The sequence below is a fragment of the Novosphingobium sp. genome (assembly GCF_041915465.1).
Lineage (GTDB): Bacteria > Pseudomonadota > Alphaproteobacteria > Sphingomonadales > Sphingomonadaceae > Novosphingobium.
The window spans coordinates 1-14,448 of record NZ_JAYSBK010000081.1 but is presented as its reverse complement, the minus strand read 5'-3'; the positions used below and the strand labels follow the sequence as shown (position 1 = coordinate 14,448).

Genomic DNA, 14,448 nt, shown 5'->3' with positions numbered 1-14,448 from the left:
ACAGCGTCACGCACGCCCGTGCCCGAAAGCATACCGTCGATGAGAAGGTCGGTCGTCATTAGGGTAAGCTAGCCGGTCGTTCGAGCTGACCGCAACAGCTCATCTCGATTTATGAGTTTGCGGCCTAACGCAATTTCCACCAAACCCAGCCGATCGCAGCAATCGTTGCTACATTGATGACCGCCCAATCCTCGCGCTGTAGATGGATCCGGAAGACCGGGTTGTAGGCCAGGGCGAAGACCGCAAAGACGGTCGCGACCCACCAGCTTTCCTTGCGGGCATGGTGATAGGCGATCAGCGCGGTGCAACCGCAGAGCGCCAGACGCATCAACTGATAATAGCCATAAGGCATCGGCAAGAGCGCTGCCGCGAGCATGACGAGCGGGACCGCATAGACTGGCGTGGGGAGGCTTGGGCGCATCCGAACATCCATCTTCATGAATCACACTCCCGACTGCTTGAGCCGGGACTATGCTCAATTCACGGATGTAGAGCCAGCGATGCGTACCATCTCACGATCGAGCTTTGAGATCGTTTCAGCCAGTTCGTCGGTGGTCATTTCCTGGAGGGTCTTGCCGGTGCCGGTGTCGCGGCCGTTCTTGTCGAACAGGCCGGCAGCTTCCAGCATGGTCCGCGAGGCGCTGACGCGCGCGCTGGCAGGCGCGGTCTTGTCGCGCATGATCTCGTTAAGCGTGGCGAGCGCCACGTTGGCGCCATGGGCCGAGATCAGACGCTCGCGCTCCTGGCGGATCGCCGCCTGCACGTGCGGTAGCCGGGTCAGGCGATAGGCCTCCTGCTTCGGCACAGCATACCCAGCCGCTCGCGCGGCCTCGGTCGGATTGCAGCCGGTCGTGACAAGGTGGTGAACGAATTCGGCTTGCTGTTCGGTCAGGGTGGCCATGTTGCGCTCCAATGGAGTGAGGGGGGAGAGGGCGAGGGCGGCCTTGCGGGAAAGCCGCCCTGCCTCGGTCAGAAGTGGACCAGGATGGGGCCAGTCCAGCCCGTCTCGCGCTCCCAGCGGGCGCGGGCTGCTAGGAGGTCTTCGCCGGGCAGCAACTGCACCATGTAGGGCTTGAGGTCGGGCTGTCCGGTCATTTGGTTGGTCGGCATTGTTGGTCTCCATTCCATGCGCTGTTCCATGCGCTGTTAAGTTAGAGAGGGGTGCCCTTAGGGACACCCTCTCTCTTAAGCGGCAACGGTAACCGGTAACGGCAGATTTCTGCGGGTTTCGGGCTTCTCGTTACCGGCCGTTACCGACGGCTTTGGCAACGAAAAACCGCAGAAATCTGCCGTTACCGAATTCTCGTTACCGTTACCGGCAACGCTTTTGGCAACGCCGGTAACGACCTCAAAAATATTTCATGTGATTTCGAGGTATGAAGGGCAAGATACCGGTATTAAGCCGTTTTTGCAACAAGTCCACGTGCACCCTGCTGCACCTGCCCGTCGGCAATGAGCGCGGCAACGGTTTCGCGGATCTTGCTGCGCGATATGCCTGCCAGCTCCGGCAATTCGAGGTGGAACAGCTCTCGCTTGCCGGTCTGCTGCACAACCTGGTCGAGCGCATTCAGCCGGCCGATCGCGGCCAGCACTGCCGGCTTCAATCCGCTGTCGCCAGGCTCTGCCTGATGCTCTGGCCTGGGGGGCGTGACCTTGCCGACGGGGTCGAGGCAAAGCGTCTCTGGGTTGATGCGGAAATAGCGTGCCTGTCCCAATTCCCACATGGGGATGCTCAGCGGGATATTGCGCTTCAGAAGGCCGACGCCGGTGGTGCCGTCAGCCAGGCGAAACATTCCCCAGGCCACGCGAGGGCGGTCCATTATTACGCCGCTACCCCGAGGCATGATATCCGCTAGTCGCCGCGCAGGCGGCCCCTTCTTGCAATGGTGGATGAGGACGATCGCGACCCTTTCTTCGAGAGCTTCGTTCAGTTCCTCCAACTCTTCGAAGAACGCGTTGATGTTTGCCGAGTCATCCTCATTGCCTTCTATAAACCTTCGGGCCGGATCGATGACGATAAGGTCTGCTTTCCATTGCCGCAGAAGAGGCAACAGCTCATGAAGTTTCTTGGTACGGGCATCGAGTATCAAGCCGTCGCTCTCGCCCCAAGTGCGTGAAAGCACAAACCTGCGTTCGGAAAAGATCCCGCGAGGATCCTCGCCTGAAATGAACACCGTTCGCAATCCTGTCGGAACCGGGACGCCGAGGAACTCGGGCTGCAAACCCGGCAGAGGGCATTCGAGCTTGGCGCAGAGTTCATCCATCATGGTGGACTTGCCGGTCTGGTTGCTGCCGACCAGCAGTGTCACCATGCCGCGAGGGAGCAGCCCAGGGATGATAAACTCGACATCGCGCTCCTCTTGGGGGGCGACCATCTCGTATAGATCAATTTCGCCGCCTACCCTTTCGAGTAGGGTCTTCTTCCGGCGCAGTTCCTCCGCAGATATTCCTACGCGGTCAATCCATTGGGCGAGCGTCTCCTCAGCCCATGGAAGTCCCACTCGACGGATTCCAGATTTGAGGATCGCTTCATAGATTTCCTCCAATGTCGGATATTCTTCCGGATAGGAGCTACACTCAATGTGAAAAGCCCTCACCAACTTGGAACGCGGTGGACCGGCGAAGCCGATGGTCTCGACCGAATCCGGCCAATCTTCGAATGGCAAATCTGGTGTCGGGCAAATGCCAAGCCAGGCATCATGGTTGCCGCGCAGGTAGTCTAGCGGCAGATCTGTGGGCAGGGGAATGTAGCCAAGCTCTCTAAAGAACTGATTGCATCGCTGGTGAATCTCCCTGAACTCAGCATCGACTTCCCTGGCCTCTGATTTACTCAAGCTAGCAGGCTCGTCGTAATCGTCGTTAACGAACCTGTTCGAAGCAGTTTCTCCGTGCGGAATCCAACCGATGTAATCTCCATCCCGCTCAACTGAGCAGTTGATGTCGAGAAACGTGATGGTGAAGGATGCTTGCGTTGCACCTGAAGTAGCGGAAGCCGGCGGCTCCGCAGGTCTCTCGATAGGTTGGGATGGTTGGTCGCCCTGCCAATGCCATCCGCTTGAATTGCCGGCAGCAGGCTGGCTGTTCGACCACGGGAACGGTCCCTGTTCGTTGCCCATCGCCATGCCCCTCAAACGCGTGGAAGTGATGCAAGCCAGGCGGCCTGCGCTTCACGGGTGCAGAGCGTCCGGCGCCCGGCCTTGACCGCTACCAGACGGCCAGCTTTGACCTCGCGGTAGAACGTCGGGATCGAGATCCCGAGACGCAGGCAGGCCTCAGCCACACCATCGGCCAGGATTGCGGGTTGGGGTGGATGCTGCGCGACCGGGGCAAAAGACGGTGCGCGGCGTTCAAGACTTTCCTCTCGGACCATGATGGCGGACCTCCGTGTTCAAAAATGACACGTGCAGATTCTCACGGAGAATCCTGAGGTTCAAGGTACGAAGTCTCTGAATTTACTAGACCACACCCTCGAATAGGGTGTGCTCTCTCGGCAGATTTACTGGGGCTTGGCTATAGGTAACGCGCAAGATTGCGCGCTAAAATGGGCAATTATTTGCAATTCGCTTGTGGATAACTTGGCGCAGCGCGCGGTAATCTTGCCGATGAGCAAGCGCGCCGAGCCGTCAGAATGTCCGGCGAAGGAATGGGCCAGGGCCAAGCCTCCCATATGCCTAAGCGAGGAACTGGGAAATTGTGTAATTTGCCAAGTTAAACTGCCGAGCGCCATTCGCCGGGCTGAATTCCAAACTTGTTCGGGATTTCCGTGGCAGTCACTGCGTCACCAGTTAGGTCACGCTCTGCTGCCATAAGCAGCGCATCCTCGCGAGACGCGGCTCCAGCGTAGTAGGCTTCAACCCCAATTTCGGTCGCGATCTTCACTAGCCAGATTGTCTTCATTGGGGCTTCTCCGGTTTTGGCTTGGCCTTCGCTATCTTCTCGGGCCTGTCACGTTGGCGAGCTGTATCGCTAGTCTCTCTGCTTCTCATGATATTCATTGTAAAACCAGCCAATCGCAAATGCGGCAACTATGGTTGCCCAAACTGGAAGCTGGAAAAGTGTTATGGCTATGGATGTCAACAGCATCCACAGGAATACATGATTGCCTGGTCGCACCATACCGCCTCCTTTGCTTCGGCTAACATGTCGGGCACTCGCCAGCGATACCCGCGCTGTCAGGCCACGGTTTTGGCTAACATTGTGCGATTTATCCCCAAATTCGGGATAGCGCCACGCCCAAAGACTCGACTCTTTTGCTGGTTCGGGGAATCCATGTTGGTTGATTGTCCCAAAAGGCAAGACCCCCAGCGCTGCAACGCTAGGGGTCTTTGTCGGGGCAACTCTTGCGGCTCCTTTGGCCGGTCGCAAGAGCGGGATATTCCCCGGGTTGTTGGAGCAATCCTATAACCTGGGGAGCCTGTCAAGCGGTCATGCCACGCCGAAAAAGGATAATCGGCAATGTCGTATGAACCACCCTGGGGACCGAACAATCGCGCCCCATACACTCCTGAAGTCTTCCGTGAGGTTAAGCGGCGCATCGCCAAAGGCGAGCATCAGCATGACATTGCGGCAAGTCTCGGTTGGAACCAGGGCCGTGTGTCCGAGGTGAAGACCGGGAAGCGCGGCGCTGATCCTGATCAGCCCTAGCTATTCTGATCTTTGGGGGGGCAGGCTTCGGACTGCCCCCTTTTTATTAGTGATTGCATAGATCGCAAACACCTTATCGAAATAACATCCAGCAGCCCATGATAAGGCAGAAAACACCGCCGATGGTGTTGAAGAGCATTCCCCACCAGTAGAAAAGAGGCTCCTCGCCGCGCTCATGAGTGGTGATGCCTAATCGAACCGACCCGCTGGTCCAACCAGAATAGGCGCAGATTAGGCATGCCGGGGCGACAAATGAGGTGAGCAGCAGACCTGCCTGCGCCTGGCTCACTCAGGCTTCTCCATCTTCGGTTTGACCTTCAGCACCGGCCGCAGGCACTGCCGCGCAGTTCGGATAATACACATCGCTGCGCTGTGGTGGTGGAGGTGGGCTAGGGCTGCGGTGGCAGTGATAGTCGCCCGTCTCGCGGTTGTTGTGGCACCCTTCGGCGTTCAAGCCGCCGGGATGCGCATCAGCTGCGCTGGCAAGGCAGCACAGCCCGGCTGCGATTAAGGGGCTTCTCGCTCGCATATGGGGAAAATGAAGGCGATGGTCGCTGATGTCCATCGCGAAATATGCGCTTTGGCCAAGCAGCCGTTGGCGTCGGCAACTTTGAAATTCCACAAATTTTGTCGAGGCGGCCAGTAGGATTTTCGCGCGCGCTCGGTCGGTCCCCTCCGGGGGGTGGGGTCGGATAGGCAGGGGGCGCCTGCCATGGCGTAGAGAGCTTGTGCTAGCGCTGGGTCAAAGCCGGGGCGCTTGAGCCTTAGGCTATGGCGCGCTCCGCTGCCCAAGATCCCTTGCGCGCCAGGGTCAATGCTGTCGAATGTGTCGGCCAACAGTCCGAAACGCCTTGCTGTACTGGCTCGGTAATCGCGGCATTCCGCGGGCCTTCATGTTGGTTTTTGCCTAACTTTGCGGCCGACAACAATCTCGTAGACAGCCGGCCTTTTGTGCCCATCATACGGAAGCTCCACTGCAATTACGGAGCCTTCACCATGAGCAATATCATCCAGTTCCCATCTTCGGCCGATCGTGCAAATCGTGCGCTGGGCCAGGCATTCGAGCGCTTCAATTTCAGCGACGATGGCTCAGCCGATCACGCCGAAGCCCTGGCCGAAATCATGCGCTGCGCGGTCAATGGTACTGACGCCGAGGCGCGTGGCCGTGCAGCGGTTTGGCTGGTCGAAGTGATGGGCCTGCGGATTTCCGCCTGATGGCTATGCGCCCGGCTGGAATCTGGCCTTGCCGGGCGGTAACAAACGCAGGAAATGGGACCATAAGTGGGACCGCACTTTACCCCACATCCTATAACATTGAATTTACGGCATAATGCGCGTGATGGTGGCGGACAGGGTGGGATTCGAACCCACGGTGAGCTTGCACCCACGGCGGTTTTCAAGACCGCTGCCTTAAACCACTCGGCCACCTGTCCGTGCGGTTCCGGCTAGCGACGAAGTGGCGGATTGTCACGCCCTTAGCGGTTCCAAAATCGCCTACCCTGTGCGAAACTGGCGCCATGACGTTGTTTCGAGGCCTGAAATTCGCCCTGCCGCTGGGGCTTGCTGTCGCGGTGTTTTCGCCCCCGGTGCCGCCGGTGTCCGCCCAAGCGCAGGGGCAGGCCGATGAGCAGGCGGGGTTTGACGGCTATCTGCAACTCCTCGCCGCCCGCGCGCGCAGCGAAGGGGTGAGCGAGGCGACGATCCAGCTGATGACCACGGGCCTTACCCCCAATCCGCGCGTGGTGGCGCTCGATCGCGGGCAGCCGGGGTCCAATCCCAATTCGACGCCCTCGATGGCGGGATACCTGCGCACCCATGTCGATCCGGTGCGGATTTCTGGCGGGCGGCGCATGCTGGCGGAGCTTGGGCCGGACGCACCGCGGATCGAGGCGGAATATGGCGTTCCGGCCAAGATCATCCTCGCGATTTGGGGGCACGAGACCAATTACGGGCGCTACAAGGGCGATTTCGACCTGGCGCGCTCGCTCGCCACGCTGGCCTATGAAGGGCGGCGGCGCGAACTGTTCGCGGACGAGTTCATTGCCCTGCTCAAGATGGTCGATCGCGGCGTGCCGCGCCAGCGCCTGGTCGGCAGCTGGGCCGGGGCCTTTGGGAATCCGCAATTCCTGCCCAGCGTCTATCTGCGTATTGCCCGCGACGGCGACGGCGATGGTGATATCGACATCTGGAATGACCGGGCCGATACGATCGCTTCGATCGCCAACTATTTCCGCGATGCGGGCTGGCGCACGGGTGAGCCGTGGGGCGTGCGCGCCACCGTGCCGGTGGGCTTTCAGCGCGATGCCGTGGCGACCAAGCTCAATGCCCCATCCTGCGCGCGGGTTCATGCCCGCCATTCGCAGTGGCGCAGCGTGGCCGAATGGAAAGCGCTGGGGGTGCAGCCGCTCGCGCCGCTGGCCGATGATACCCAGGCCGTGCTGTTCGAATCCGATGGGGCTGGCACGTCGGCATTCCTGTTAACCGGGAATTACATGGTTATCCTGCAATACAACTGCTCGAACTACTACGCACTGTCCGTGGGGTTGCTTGCAGATGAAATTGCCCGTTAACCGAAACCTGCCGCTTCTGGCGCTGACTTTGCTTGCCGCCTGCGGTGGCGGCGGCGTGCAATCCGTGCCAGCGGTGCACCCTTCCGCAACCGGGCCGGCAGCCGATTACCCGATGGTGCTGGGCCAGCCCTTCGTGGTCGACGGGGTGACCTATACCCCTGCCGACGTCATGAATTACGATGCGGTCGGCTATGCCGCGGTTGGCGCGGTTGGCGGCGCGGGCGTGACGGCCGCGCATCGCACCTTGCCTTTGCCAAGCTATGTCGAGGTAACCTCGCTCGAAACCGGACGCACGATCCTCGTGCGCCTCGAACGGCGCGGCCCGATGAGCGGGAACCAGCTGATCGAGCTGTCACCGGGAGCCGCTGCGCAGCTTGGCCTGGCAGGAGGCACCAACGCGCCGGTGCGCGTGCGGCGGGTCAATCCGCCCGAACAGGAGCGCGCGATGCTGCGCATGGGCCAACCGGCGCCCGCGCGGATGGATACGCCCAAGTCGCTGCTGACGGTGCTGAACCGCAGGCTCGAACAGCAGCCGGGGATGATTTCCGGGAATGCGCCCAAGTCGTTGCCGCAACCAGAGGCCCAGCCCGCACCGCTGCCGGTGCCCCAGGCGGTAACGTCCGCGCCTGCCAAACCCGGACCGGCCAAGCCCGAACCGGCCAAACCCGAACCGGCTAAACCCGAACCGGCCAAACCCGCTCCCGCGCCTAAGCCCAAGCCGGTCGCTCCGGCACCCGCGGCCAAGGGCAGCCTGGTGGTCCAGGTCGGTGCTTTTTCGGACAAGGCCAGGGCCGATGCCGTTGCCGCCAAGGTTGGCGGTTCGGTGAGCGCGGCGGGCAAGGTCTGGCGCGTTCGCGTCGGCCCCTTCCAGACCCAGGCGCAGGCAGAAGCCGCGCTGGCGAAGGTGCGGGCCGCCGGGTATACCGAAGCACGAATCCAGCGCGCTCAGTAGGCGATCCGCCCGCGGCGCGGTGCTCGCCGGGGAGCCGATTTGAAACGGATAGCTTGCTTGCTGCTGCTTGGGCTGGCCCTGCCGGTCGCCGCCGCCAGTCCGCAAGCCGCACCGAACGCCGCCGTTCCCGCACTGGTGAAGCGCGTTCCGGTGGTGCTGCTGGTCGATCTTTCGGCGGGGCAGACGCTCTACGCACGGGGCGCCGAAAAGCGCTTCCTCCCGGCATCGATTACCAAGGTGATGAGCGCGCTGGTCGCCTTCGACCTGATCGCGTCGGGCAAGCTTTCCGAAGATGCCGTGTTTACGGTCAGCCCCGCTGCGGCGGCGCGCTGGTCGGGCAAGGGCACCACGCTTGCGCTGCGCGCCGGAGAGCGGGTGAGCGTGCGCGACCTGCTGATGGGGCTTACCACCGTATCGGCCAATGATGCGGCGGCGGTGCTGGCCGAAGGGGCCTTGGGCTCGCAGGAGGCCTGGCTGGCGGCCATGAACGCGCGGGCGCGCGCGCTGGGCATGACGGGCAGCCAGTTCGCCACGCCCAACGGTTTTCCCGATCACGGTCAGACCTATGTTACCGCGCGCGATCTGGTGCGGCTCGCCAAGGCGCTGATCGTCGACCACCCAGAGCTCTACCACCACTATTTCGGGCACCGTTCGATGGTTTGGCACGGGCAGGAGCTGTTCAGCCACGATCCCTTCGCCACCGGAGCCTTGCCGGGCGCGGACGGGATCAAGACCGGGCACACGTTCGAGGCGGGGTTCAATTTTCTCGGCGCGGTCGAGCGTGGCGGTCGGCGGCTCGTGCTGGTGATCGGTAGCGCGCAAAACGAAGACCTGCGCGCCAAGGTTTCGCTCCAGCTTGCCGAATGGGGCTATGGCGCGTGGGACAGCCGCGCGTTTGTGGCCAAAGGGCAGGTGATCGGCCAGGCGCTGGTGCAGGATGGCGCGGCCCGCCAGGTTCCGCTTGCGCTGCCGAACGGCTTCACTTTGGCCGTTCCGAAAGGTACGCAGCCCGAAGTTGTCACCCGGATCGTCTATACCGGTCCGCTCAGGGCCCCGATTGCCAAGGGCGCGACGGTTGCCGGGCTGGAAGTGCAGGTAGCGGGGCAGCCGGTCCACTATCTGCCGCTGATCGCCGCCGAAGCTGTGGACAAGGCCGGACCATTCGACAGGATCGTGAATGGCCTGCTAGGGCTGCTGGAATGAAGGTGTCAGCGAACAATCCAGGCAAGTTCATCGCATTTGAAGGCGGGGAGGGGGCGGGCAAGTCCACCCAGGCCCGCCTGCTGGCGGCTGCGCTCGAGGCGCGGGGGATCGCCTGCACCGTTACGCGCGAACCGGGTGGCACGGCCGGGGCCGAGGCGATCCGCGCGCTCTTGCTGGGTACGGAGGGCGAGGGCTGGAACCCGCGCGCCGAGGCGCTGCTGTTTGCCGCCGCGCGCTCCGATCACGTCGAACGCCTGATTCGTCCCGCGCTTGAATCGGGTCGCTGGGTGATCTGCGATCGCTTCGTCGATTCGAGCCGCGCCTATCAGGGTGGTGCGGGCGGCCTGTCCGATGCCGACATTTTGGCCTTGCACCGTATCGGCAGCGCGGGGCTGCTGCCCGATCTGACCCTGCTGGTAGAGGTCTCGCCCGAAACCGCCGAGGCGCGCACCAGCGCGCGCGACATCGATGGCGCGGACCGGATTGGCGGGCGCGAAGCGGCCTATCACGCCCGCGTCGCTGCGGCCTTTGCGCGCTTTGCCGAGGAAGAGCCGACGCGCTTTGCCCGGATCGACGGCAATGGCGCGGCAGAAGCGGTTCACGCCTCCGTGCTCGACGCGCTCAAGCCTTTGCTGGGGGCGGCATGAGCGACCTGTTCGGCCATGACAGCGCCTGGCGCGAATGGCGCCGCGCAATGGGGTCGGCGCGCATGCACCATGCCTGGATCCTGGCGGGGCCAAAGGGCGTCGGAAAGGGCCTGTTTGCCCGCGCTGCCGCCGCCGAACTGGTCGCCGAACCGGGCGTGCCGCAGCCGCCATCCGATCGCCACCCCGACATCCTGATCCCCGATCATCCGCCTGAAAACAAGGAAGAGGCCAAGAAGCGCGACGATGGCGGCGAATATCGCCGCAAGCGCTCGATCCCGATCGACGAAATCCGCACTGTCCAGCACCGCCTTACGACCCGTCCGACGCTGGGCAGTCGCCGCGTGGTAATCATCGATCCGGCCGACGATCTCGAGAAGGCGGCCTCTAACGCCTTGCTCAAGAGCCTTGAGGAACCGCCGGCGGGCACTTTTTTCCTGCTCGTGACGCACAAGCCAGGGCGGCTGCTGCCAACGATCCGCTCGCGTTGTCGGGTGCTGCGCTTTGACCCGCTGGACGAGGCCACGATTGCCAAGGTGCTCGGCCGCGAGGCGCCCCAGGCCGATGCCGAGGCGCGCGCCGCCGCAATTGCCGCGGCCGAAGGCTCCCCCGGCGCGGCGTTGGAATTTGTGGAGCAGGATCTGGGCAAGCTGCATCAGGCGATGCTCAGGCTGATCCGCGAAGGCGACGAAAGCTTCGAGCTGCGTGGCGCGCTGGCGGCGCAGATCGGCGCGCGGCCAACGCGTGAACGCCAGCTGGCTGCCATCGACCTGGCCCGTGCCGTCGTGGCGGCAGAATTGCCACGTGGGGACCGGGCGCGGCAGGAACGCGTGATCGCCGCGCATGGCGCTCTGGTGCGTCTTGGCGCGCAGATGCCGACATACAACTTCGATCCGGCCTTGCTGGTCATGGAAATTGGTGCCTTGCTGGCCTCGCTCGCCATGCCTAGAGAGGCGGCTTATTGACCTTTTTCCGAAAGCTTTGCCACGGCCATGGCCGACCCCTTCTACATTACCACCGCAATCAGCTATCCCAACGGCAAGCCGCATATCGGCCATGCCTATGAAGCCATTGCGGCAGACGTCATCGCCCGCTTCCAGCGCCAGCTGGGCCGCGACGTGCGCTTCCAGACCGGGACCGATGAGCATGGCCTGAAGATGGCCCAGAAGGCGCGAGATTTGGGCATTGCCCCGGCACAGCTGGCCGATGAAATGTCACAGCATTTCATCGATATGTGCGATGGTCTGAATGTGTCCTATGATGTATTCTTGCGCACGTCAGAGCCGCGCCATCACGCCTCGGTGCAGGAACTGTGGCGGCGGATGGAGGCCAATGGCGACCTCTACCTCGACCGCTACGAGGGTTGGTACTCGATCCGCGACGAGGCCTATTACGATGAAAGCGAACTGACCCAGGGGGAAGGGGGCGAAAAGCTCTCACCGCAGGGGACGCCGGTCGAATGGACGGTTGAGGAAAGCTGGTTCTTCCGCCTCTCGAACTATGCCGAGCCGCTGCTGAAGCTTTACAACGATCAGCCAGACTTCATCCGGCCTGACAGCCGCCGCAACGAGATCATGCGCTTCGTCGAAGGAGGGCTTCGCGACCTGTCGGTGTCGCGCACGAGCTTCGACTGGGGCGTCAAGGTTCCGGGCAGCGAGAACCACGTGATGTACGTCTGGGTCGATGCCCTCACGAACTACATCACCGGGCTTGGATTTCCGGATGAAAGTGGTGATTTTGCAAAATATTGGCCTGCAAACCTCCACCTGATTGGCAAGGATATCACGCGCTTTCACACGGTCTATTGGCCGGCCTTCCTGATGAGCGCCGGGATCGAATTGCCGCGCCATGTGTTCAGCCACGGTTTTCTGCTCAACCGGGGGCAGAAGGAATCGAAGTCGCTCGGCAATGTGACGGATCCGATGGCGCTGGCCGGGCAGTTCGGCGTCGATACGCTGCGCTATTTCTTGATGCGCGAAGTAGCGTTCGGGCAGGACGGATCCTATTCGCCCGAAGCGATCGTGACCCGCTCGAATGCGGAACTGGCCAACAGCTTCGGCAACCTGGCGCAGCGTTCGCTCTCGATGATCTTCAAGAACCTCGACGGACAGCTGCGCGCCGACCTGCCGCTGGCCGACGCCGACAAGGCGCTGCTGACCGAGGTGGAAACTCATGTGGCGGCGCTGCAGGCCCGTTTTGCCGAACTCGCCTTCAGCGACGGGCTCGACGCCTGGATGCGCGCGGTCTTTGCCTGCAACCAGTATGTCGACGAACAGGCGCCCTGGGCGCTGCGCAAGACCGATCCGGAGCGGATGGCGGCGGTGCTGATGGTGCTGTTCCGCTGCGTGCGCACGCTGGCCATTGCGGTGCGTCCGGTGGTTCCGGGCTCAGCCGACAAACTGCTCGACCAGCTCGGAATTGCCGCCAACGCACGTGATTTCGCGGCGCTGGACAATGCGGACTGGTTTGCCGAACTCGTCGCCAGCGGGTTCACCGTGGCGCAGCCGGTCGGCGTGTTCCCGCGGCTCGAACTGCCGGCTGAAGATCAGGCCTGATGCTGATCGATTCCCACTGTCACCTCGAATACAAGGGCCTGGTCGAGGATCAGGCCGCCATGCTCGATCGTGCGCGCGCGGCCGGGGTGGGGGGTTTCCTCTCGATTTCGACGCGCCAGCGCGAATGGGCGCAGGTCATCGCCACGGCGGAGCGGGAGCCCGATGTCTGGGCCAGCGTCGGGATCCATCCGCACGAAGCTGACGGCCACGCCGACCTTGGCGAAGCCGCGTTGCTGGAGGCTGCGGCCCATCCGCGCGTGATTGCAATCGGCGAAACCGGGCTCGACTACTATTACGACCATTCCGACCGGGCGATGCAGCAGGCACTGTTTCGCCGCCATATTGCCGTCTCGCGCGAAACCGGCCTGCCGCTGATCATCCACACCCGCGATGCCGAGGCCGATACCGCCGCAATCCTGACCGAGGAAATGGCGCAGGGGGCTTTTCCGGCACTGATCCACTGCTTCACCGCTTCGGCCGATTTTGGCCGCAAGATGCTCGACTTGGGTTTGACGATCTCGCTGTCCGGAATCGTAACTTTCAAGAATGCCAAAGACTTACAGGCAATAGCTGCCGAATTGCCTGATGACCGTATCCTGGTCGAAACCGATGCGCCATTCCTGGCTCCGGTGCCGCACCGCGGCCGCGTTTGCGAGCCAGCATTTGTGGCCGATACCGCGCGGTTCGTCGCCGGGCTGCGCGGTGTTTCGCTCGATCACCTGGCCGAGGTGACCACGCGCAATTTCCGTGCGCTGTTCACGAAAGCGGCGGCATGAAGCTGATCGTGCTGGGCAGCGGAACCTCGACCGGGGTTCCCCGGATCGGCAACGATTGGGGGGACTGCGATCCGGACGAGCCCAGGAACCGACGCACGCGCGTTTCGATCGTCGTCGAGAGCAAGGATGGCAGCCGGTTACTCGTCGATACCTCGACCGACTTGCGCCAGCAGCTCCTGACCAACGAAATCGACAAGGTCGATGCGGTATTCTGGACTCACGACCACGCCGATCATGCCCACGGCATCGATGACCTGCGCGTGATGCGCTACGGCCGCGCCGGGCCGCTGCCGGGTTTTGCCGCCGATGAGACCGTGCGGCGGCTGCGCCAGCGCTTTGGCTATGTTTTCGCCGGGCAACACGGCTATCCCACAATCATGTCGATCGACACGCTCGATCGGCTGAGGATGTTCGCAGGGTTCGGCGTGGCCTGTTGCCAGATGCCGCACGGTCCGGCGCAAAGCACTGCCTATCGGTTTGATGCAGACGGTAAATCAATCGGTTATGCGACAGACTTCAGTGAGATTACCGGAGAAATGGTCGACCTGTTCTACGGCGTCGACCTGCTGGTCAGCGATTGTCTGCGGCGCGATCCGCATCCAACCCATGCGCACCTTGGCATGGCGCTGGAATTGATCGCGGCAACGCATGCCAAGCAAGGCGTGTTGACGCATCTCGACAAGTCGATGGATTATGCGATCCTGTGCAGCGAAGTACCGGCGCACGTGGCGGTCGGTTATGACGGCATGGTTGTAGAGCTATGAACCAGGATGAGCTTGCCAGAGTCATTATCTTGACGACCATGCTGGCTTTGGTTGTCCGGGCTCTGACGCGGCGCAAGCTTGAACTTGGGCGCAGTGTCTGGATGGCGGCGGTCTGGGGGGCGATTATCGCGATTCTCGTGGTGATTTTCACGCAGTTTCCGCCGCGTGGGGGCTGATCCCGGTTACTTGTTCCGGTCACCTCGCTGCATTTCGTATTTAACATATATCAACACCACGTCATGTCTTGTGGTGTAGTTTCAATGGCTTGATGGCATTATGCCTGTCCATTGTGTTTCGCTAATTATTTGGACGATCAAGGGAGTTGGAAGTGCAAGACGCC

General features: G+C 62.2%; 18 protein-coding genes and 1 tRNA gene. 10 read left to right on the top strand and 9 right to left on the bottom strand.

Going from position 1 to position 14,448, the window contains the following annotated elements; all coding sequences use genetic code 11:
- Positions 1–124: 124 nt before the first annotated feature.
- The 8 genes from ACE3SN_RS12835 to ACE3SN_RS12800 form a co-directional block, all read right to left on the bottom strand.
- The gene (locus ACE3SN_RS12835; RefSeq protein WP_374530593.1) at positions 125–439 is read right to left on the bottom strand and encodes a DUF6804 family protein; all 315 of its coding nucleotides are present in this window, start codon (positions 437–439) and stop codon (positions 125–127) included.
- Between the two features lie 36 nt (positions 440–475).
- Positions 476–901: a terminase small subunit gene (locus tag ACE3SN_RS12830; RefSeq protein WP_374530591.1), complete on the bottom strand. Its 426-nt coding sequence runs from the start codon at positions 899–901 to the stop codon at positions 476–478.
- 68 nt (positions 902–969) lie between these two features.
- Positions 970–1,110 carry a hypothetical protein gene (locus tag ACE3SN_RS12825; RefSeq protein WP_374530589.1) on the bottom strand — a complete coding sequence of 47 codons (141 nt, stop codon included), beginning with the start codon at positions 1,108–1,110 and terminating at the stop codon, positions 970–972.
- A 287-nt stretch (positions 1,111–1,397) separates the two neighbouring features.
- A complete protein-coding gene (locus ACE3SN_RS12820) occupies positions 1,398–3,116 on the bottom strand; it encodes an AAA family ATPase (protein WP_374530587.1) in 1,719 nt (572 codons plus the stop codon).
- Positions 3,117–3,127: 11 nt separating this feature from the next.
- Entirely contained in the window at positions 3,128–3,370 is a 243-nt protein-coding gene (locus ACE3SN_RS12815) for a helix-turn-helix domain-containing protein (protein WP_374530585.1), read from the bottom strand.
- Positions 3,371–3,708: 338 nt separating this feature from the next.
- Complete coding sequence (locus ACE3SN_RS12810; protein ID WP_374530584.1) at positions 3,709–3,897, bottom strand: hypothetical protein; 189 nt, start codon at positions 3,895–3,897, stop codon at positions 3,709–3,711.
- A gap of 820 nt (positions 3,898–4,717) precedes the next feature.
- Positions 4,718–4,933 (bottom strand): hypothetical protein, encoded by a 216-nt coding sequence (locus ACE3SN_RS12805; RefSeq protein ID WP_374530582.1) that lies wholly within the window; start codon positions 4,931–4,933, stop codon positions 4,718–4,720.
- Complete coding sequence (locus ACE3SN_RS12800) at positions 4,934–5,173, bottom strand: YHYH domain-containing protein (RefSeq protein ID WP_374530595.1); 240 nt, start codon at positions 5,171–5,173, stop codon at positions 4,934–4,936.
- Between the two features lie 467 nt (positions 5,174–5,640).
- Between ACE3SN_RS12800 and ACE3SN_RS12795 the strand changes: the two genes are divergently transcribed.
- Positions 5,641–5,859, top strand: coding sequence for a hypothetical protein (locus tag ACE3SN_RS12795; RefSeq protein WP_374530580.1), 219 nt, complete (start codon positions 5,641–5,643; stop codon positions 5,857–5,859).
- 128 nt (positions 5,860–5,987) lie between these two features.
- Here ACE3SN_RS12795 and ACE3SN_RS12790 read toward each other — a convergent pair.
- Positions 5,988–6,077: transfer RNA gene (locus tag ACE3SN_RS12790), tRNA-Ser, on the bottom strand.
- 84 nt (positions 6,078–6,161) lie between these two features.
- Between ACE3SN_RS12790 and ACE3SN_RS12785 the strand changes: the two genes are divergently transcribed.
- Genes ACE3SN_RS12785 through ACE3SN_RS12745 form a run of 9 tightly spaced genes read left to right on the top strand, consistent with a single transcriptional unit; the run spans position 6,162 to position 14,284 of the window.
- The gene (locus ACE3SN_RS12785) at positions 6,162–7,214 is read left to right on the top strand and encodes a lytic transglycosylase domain-containing protein (protein WP_374530578.1); all 1,053 of its coding nucleotides are present in this window, start codon (positions 6,162–6,164) and stop codon (positions 7,212–7,214) included.
- A complete protein-coding gene (locus tag ACE3SN_RS12780; protein ID WP_374530576.1) occupies positions 7,198–8,166 on the top strand; it encodes a septal ring lytic transglycosylase RlpA family protein in 969 nt (322 codons plus the stop codon). Before ACE3SN_RS12785 ends, ACE3SN_RS12780 begins: the two co-directional genes overlap by 17 nt.
- 57 nt (positions 8,167–8,223) lie before the next feature.
- Positions 8,224–9,369, top strand: coding sequence for a D-alanyl-D-alanine carboxypeptidase family protein (locus tag ACE3SN_RS12775; protein WP_374530574.1), 1,146 nt, complete (start codon positions 8,224–8,226; stop codon positions 9,367–9,369).
- Complete coding sequence (tmk, locus tag ACE3SN_RS12770) at positions 9,366–10,016, top strand: dTMP kinase (protein WP_374530572.1); 651 nt, start codon at positions 9,366–9,368, stop codon at positions 10,014–10,016. The genes ACE3SN_RS12775 and tmk overlap by 4 nt, the downstream gene beginning before the upstream one ends.
- Complete coding sequence (locus ACE3SN_RS12765) at positions 10,013–10,978, top strand: AAA family ATPase (protein ID WP_374530570.1); 966 nt, start codon at positions 10,013–10,015, stop codon at positions 10,976–10,978. Before tmk ends, ACE3SN_RS12765 begins: the two co-directional genes overlap by 4 nt.
- Positions 10,979–11,005: 27 nt before the next feature.
- Positions 11,006–12,568 carry a methionine--tRNA ligase gene (gene metG, locus ACE3SN_RS12760; RefSeq protein ID WP_374530568.1) on the top strand — a complete coding sequence of 521 codons (1,563 nt, stop codon included), beginning with the start codon at positions 11,006–11,008 and terminating at the stop codon, positions 12,566–12,568.
- On the top strand, positions 12,568–13,344 hold the full coding sequence (locus tag ACE3SN_RS12755) for a TatD family hydrolase (protein WP_374530566.1): 777 nt from the start codon (positions 12,568–12,570) through the stop codon (positions 13,342–13,344). Before metG ends, ACE3SN_RS12755 begins: the two co-directional genes overlap by 1 nt.
- The gene (locus ACE3SN_RS12750; RefSeq protein ID WP_374530564.1) at positions 13,341–14,108 is read left to right on the top strand and encodes an MBL fold metallo-hydrolase; all 768 of its coding nucleotides are present in this window, start codon (positions 13,341–13,343) and stop codon (positions 14,106–14,108) included. The genes ACE3SN_RS12755 and ACE3SN_RS12750 overlap by 4 nt, the downstream gene beginning before the upstream one ends.
- Positions 14,105–14,284 (top strand): hypothetical protein, encoded by a 180-nt coding sequence (locus ACE3SN_RS12745; RefSeq protein WP_374530562.1) that lies wholly within the window; start codon positions 14,105–14,107, stop codon positions 14,282–14,284. The genes ACE3SN_RS12750 and ACE3SN_RS12745 overlap by 4 nt, the downstream gene beginning before the upstream one ends.
- Positions 14,285–14,448 lie beyond the last annotated feature (164 nt).

What these genes read in the sequence shown, in the direction of transcription:
- ACE3SN_RS12830 (WP_374530591.1), bottom strand. Translation starts at nt 901, where the DNA reads ATGGCCACCCTGACCGAACAGCAAGCCGAATTCGTTCACCACCTTGTC.
- ACE3SN_RS12745 (WP_374530562.1), top strand. Translation starts at nt 14,105, where the DNA reads ATGAACCAGGATGAGCTTGCCAGAGTCATTATCTTGACGACCATGCTG.
- ACE3SN_RS12750 (WP_374530564.1), top strand. Translation starts at nt 13,341, where the DNA reads ATGAAGCTGATCGTGCTGGGCAGCGGAACCTCGACCGGGGTTCCCCGG.
- ACE3SN_RS12755 (WP_374530566.1), top strand. Translation starts at nt 12,568, where the DNA reads ATGCTGATCGATTCCCACTGTCACCTCGAATACAAGGGCCTGGTCGAG.
- ACE3SN_RS12780 (WP_374530576.1), top strand. Translation starts at nt 7,198, where the DNA reads ATGAAATTGCCCGTTAACCGAAACCTGCCGCTTCTGGCGCTGACTTTG.
- ACE3SN_RS12785 (WP_374530578.1), top strand. Translation starts at nt 6,162, where the DNA reads ATGACGTTGTTTCGAGGCCTGAAATTCGCCCTGCCGCTGGGGCTTGCT.
- ACE3SN_RS12825 (WP_374530589.1), bottom strand. Translation starts at nt 1,110, where the DNA reads ATGCCGACCAACCAAATGACCGGACAGCCCGACCTCAAGCCCTACATG.
- tmk (WP_374530572.1), top strand. Translation starts at nt 9,366, where the DNA reads ATGAAGGTGTCAGCGAACAATCCAGGCAAGTTCATCGCATTTGAAGGC.
- metG (WP_374530568.1), top strand. Translation starts at nt 11,006, where the DNA reads ATGGCCGACCCCTTCTACATTACCACCGCAATCAGCTATCCCAACGGC.
- ACE3SN_RS12800 (WP_374530595.1), bottom strand. Translation starts at nt 5,173, where the DNA reads ATGCGAGCGAGAAGCCCCTTAATCGCAGCCGGGCTGTGCTGCCTTGCC.
- ACE3SN_RS12810 (WP_374530584.1), bottom strand. Translation starts at nt 3,897, where the DNA reads ATGAAGACAATCTGGCTAGTGAAGATCGCGACCGAAATTGGGGTTGAA.
- ACE3SN_RS12835 (WP_374530593.1), bottom strand. Translation starts at nt 439, where the DNA reads ATGAAGATGGATGTTCGGATGCGCCCAAGCCTCCCCACGCCAGTCTAT.
- ACE3SN_RS12795 (WP_374530580.1), top strand. Translation starts at nt 5,641, where the DNA reads ATGAGCAATATCATCCAGTTCCCATCTTCGGCCGATCGTGCAAATCGT.
- ACE3SN_RS12820 (WP_374530587.1), bottom strand. Translation starts at nt 3,116, where the DNA reads ATGGGCAACGAACAGGGACCGTTCCCGTGGTCGAACAGCCAGCCTGCT.
- ACE3SN_RS12815 (WP_374530585.1), bottom strand. Translation starts at nt 3,370, where the DNA reads ATGGTCCGAGAGGAAAGTCTTGAACGCCGCGCACCGTCTTTTGCCCCG.
- ACE3SN_RS12765 (WP_374530570.1), top strand. Translation starts at nt 10,013, where the DNA reads ATGAGCGACCTGTTCGGCCATGACAGCGCCTGGCGCGAATGGCGCCGC.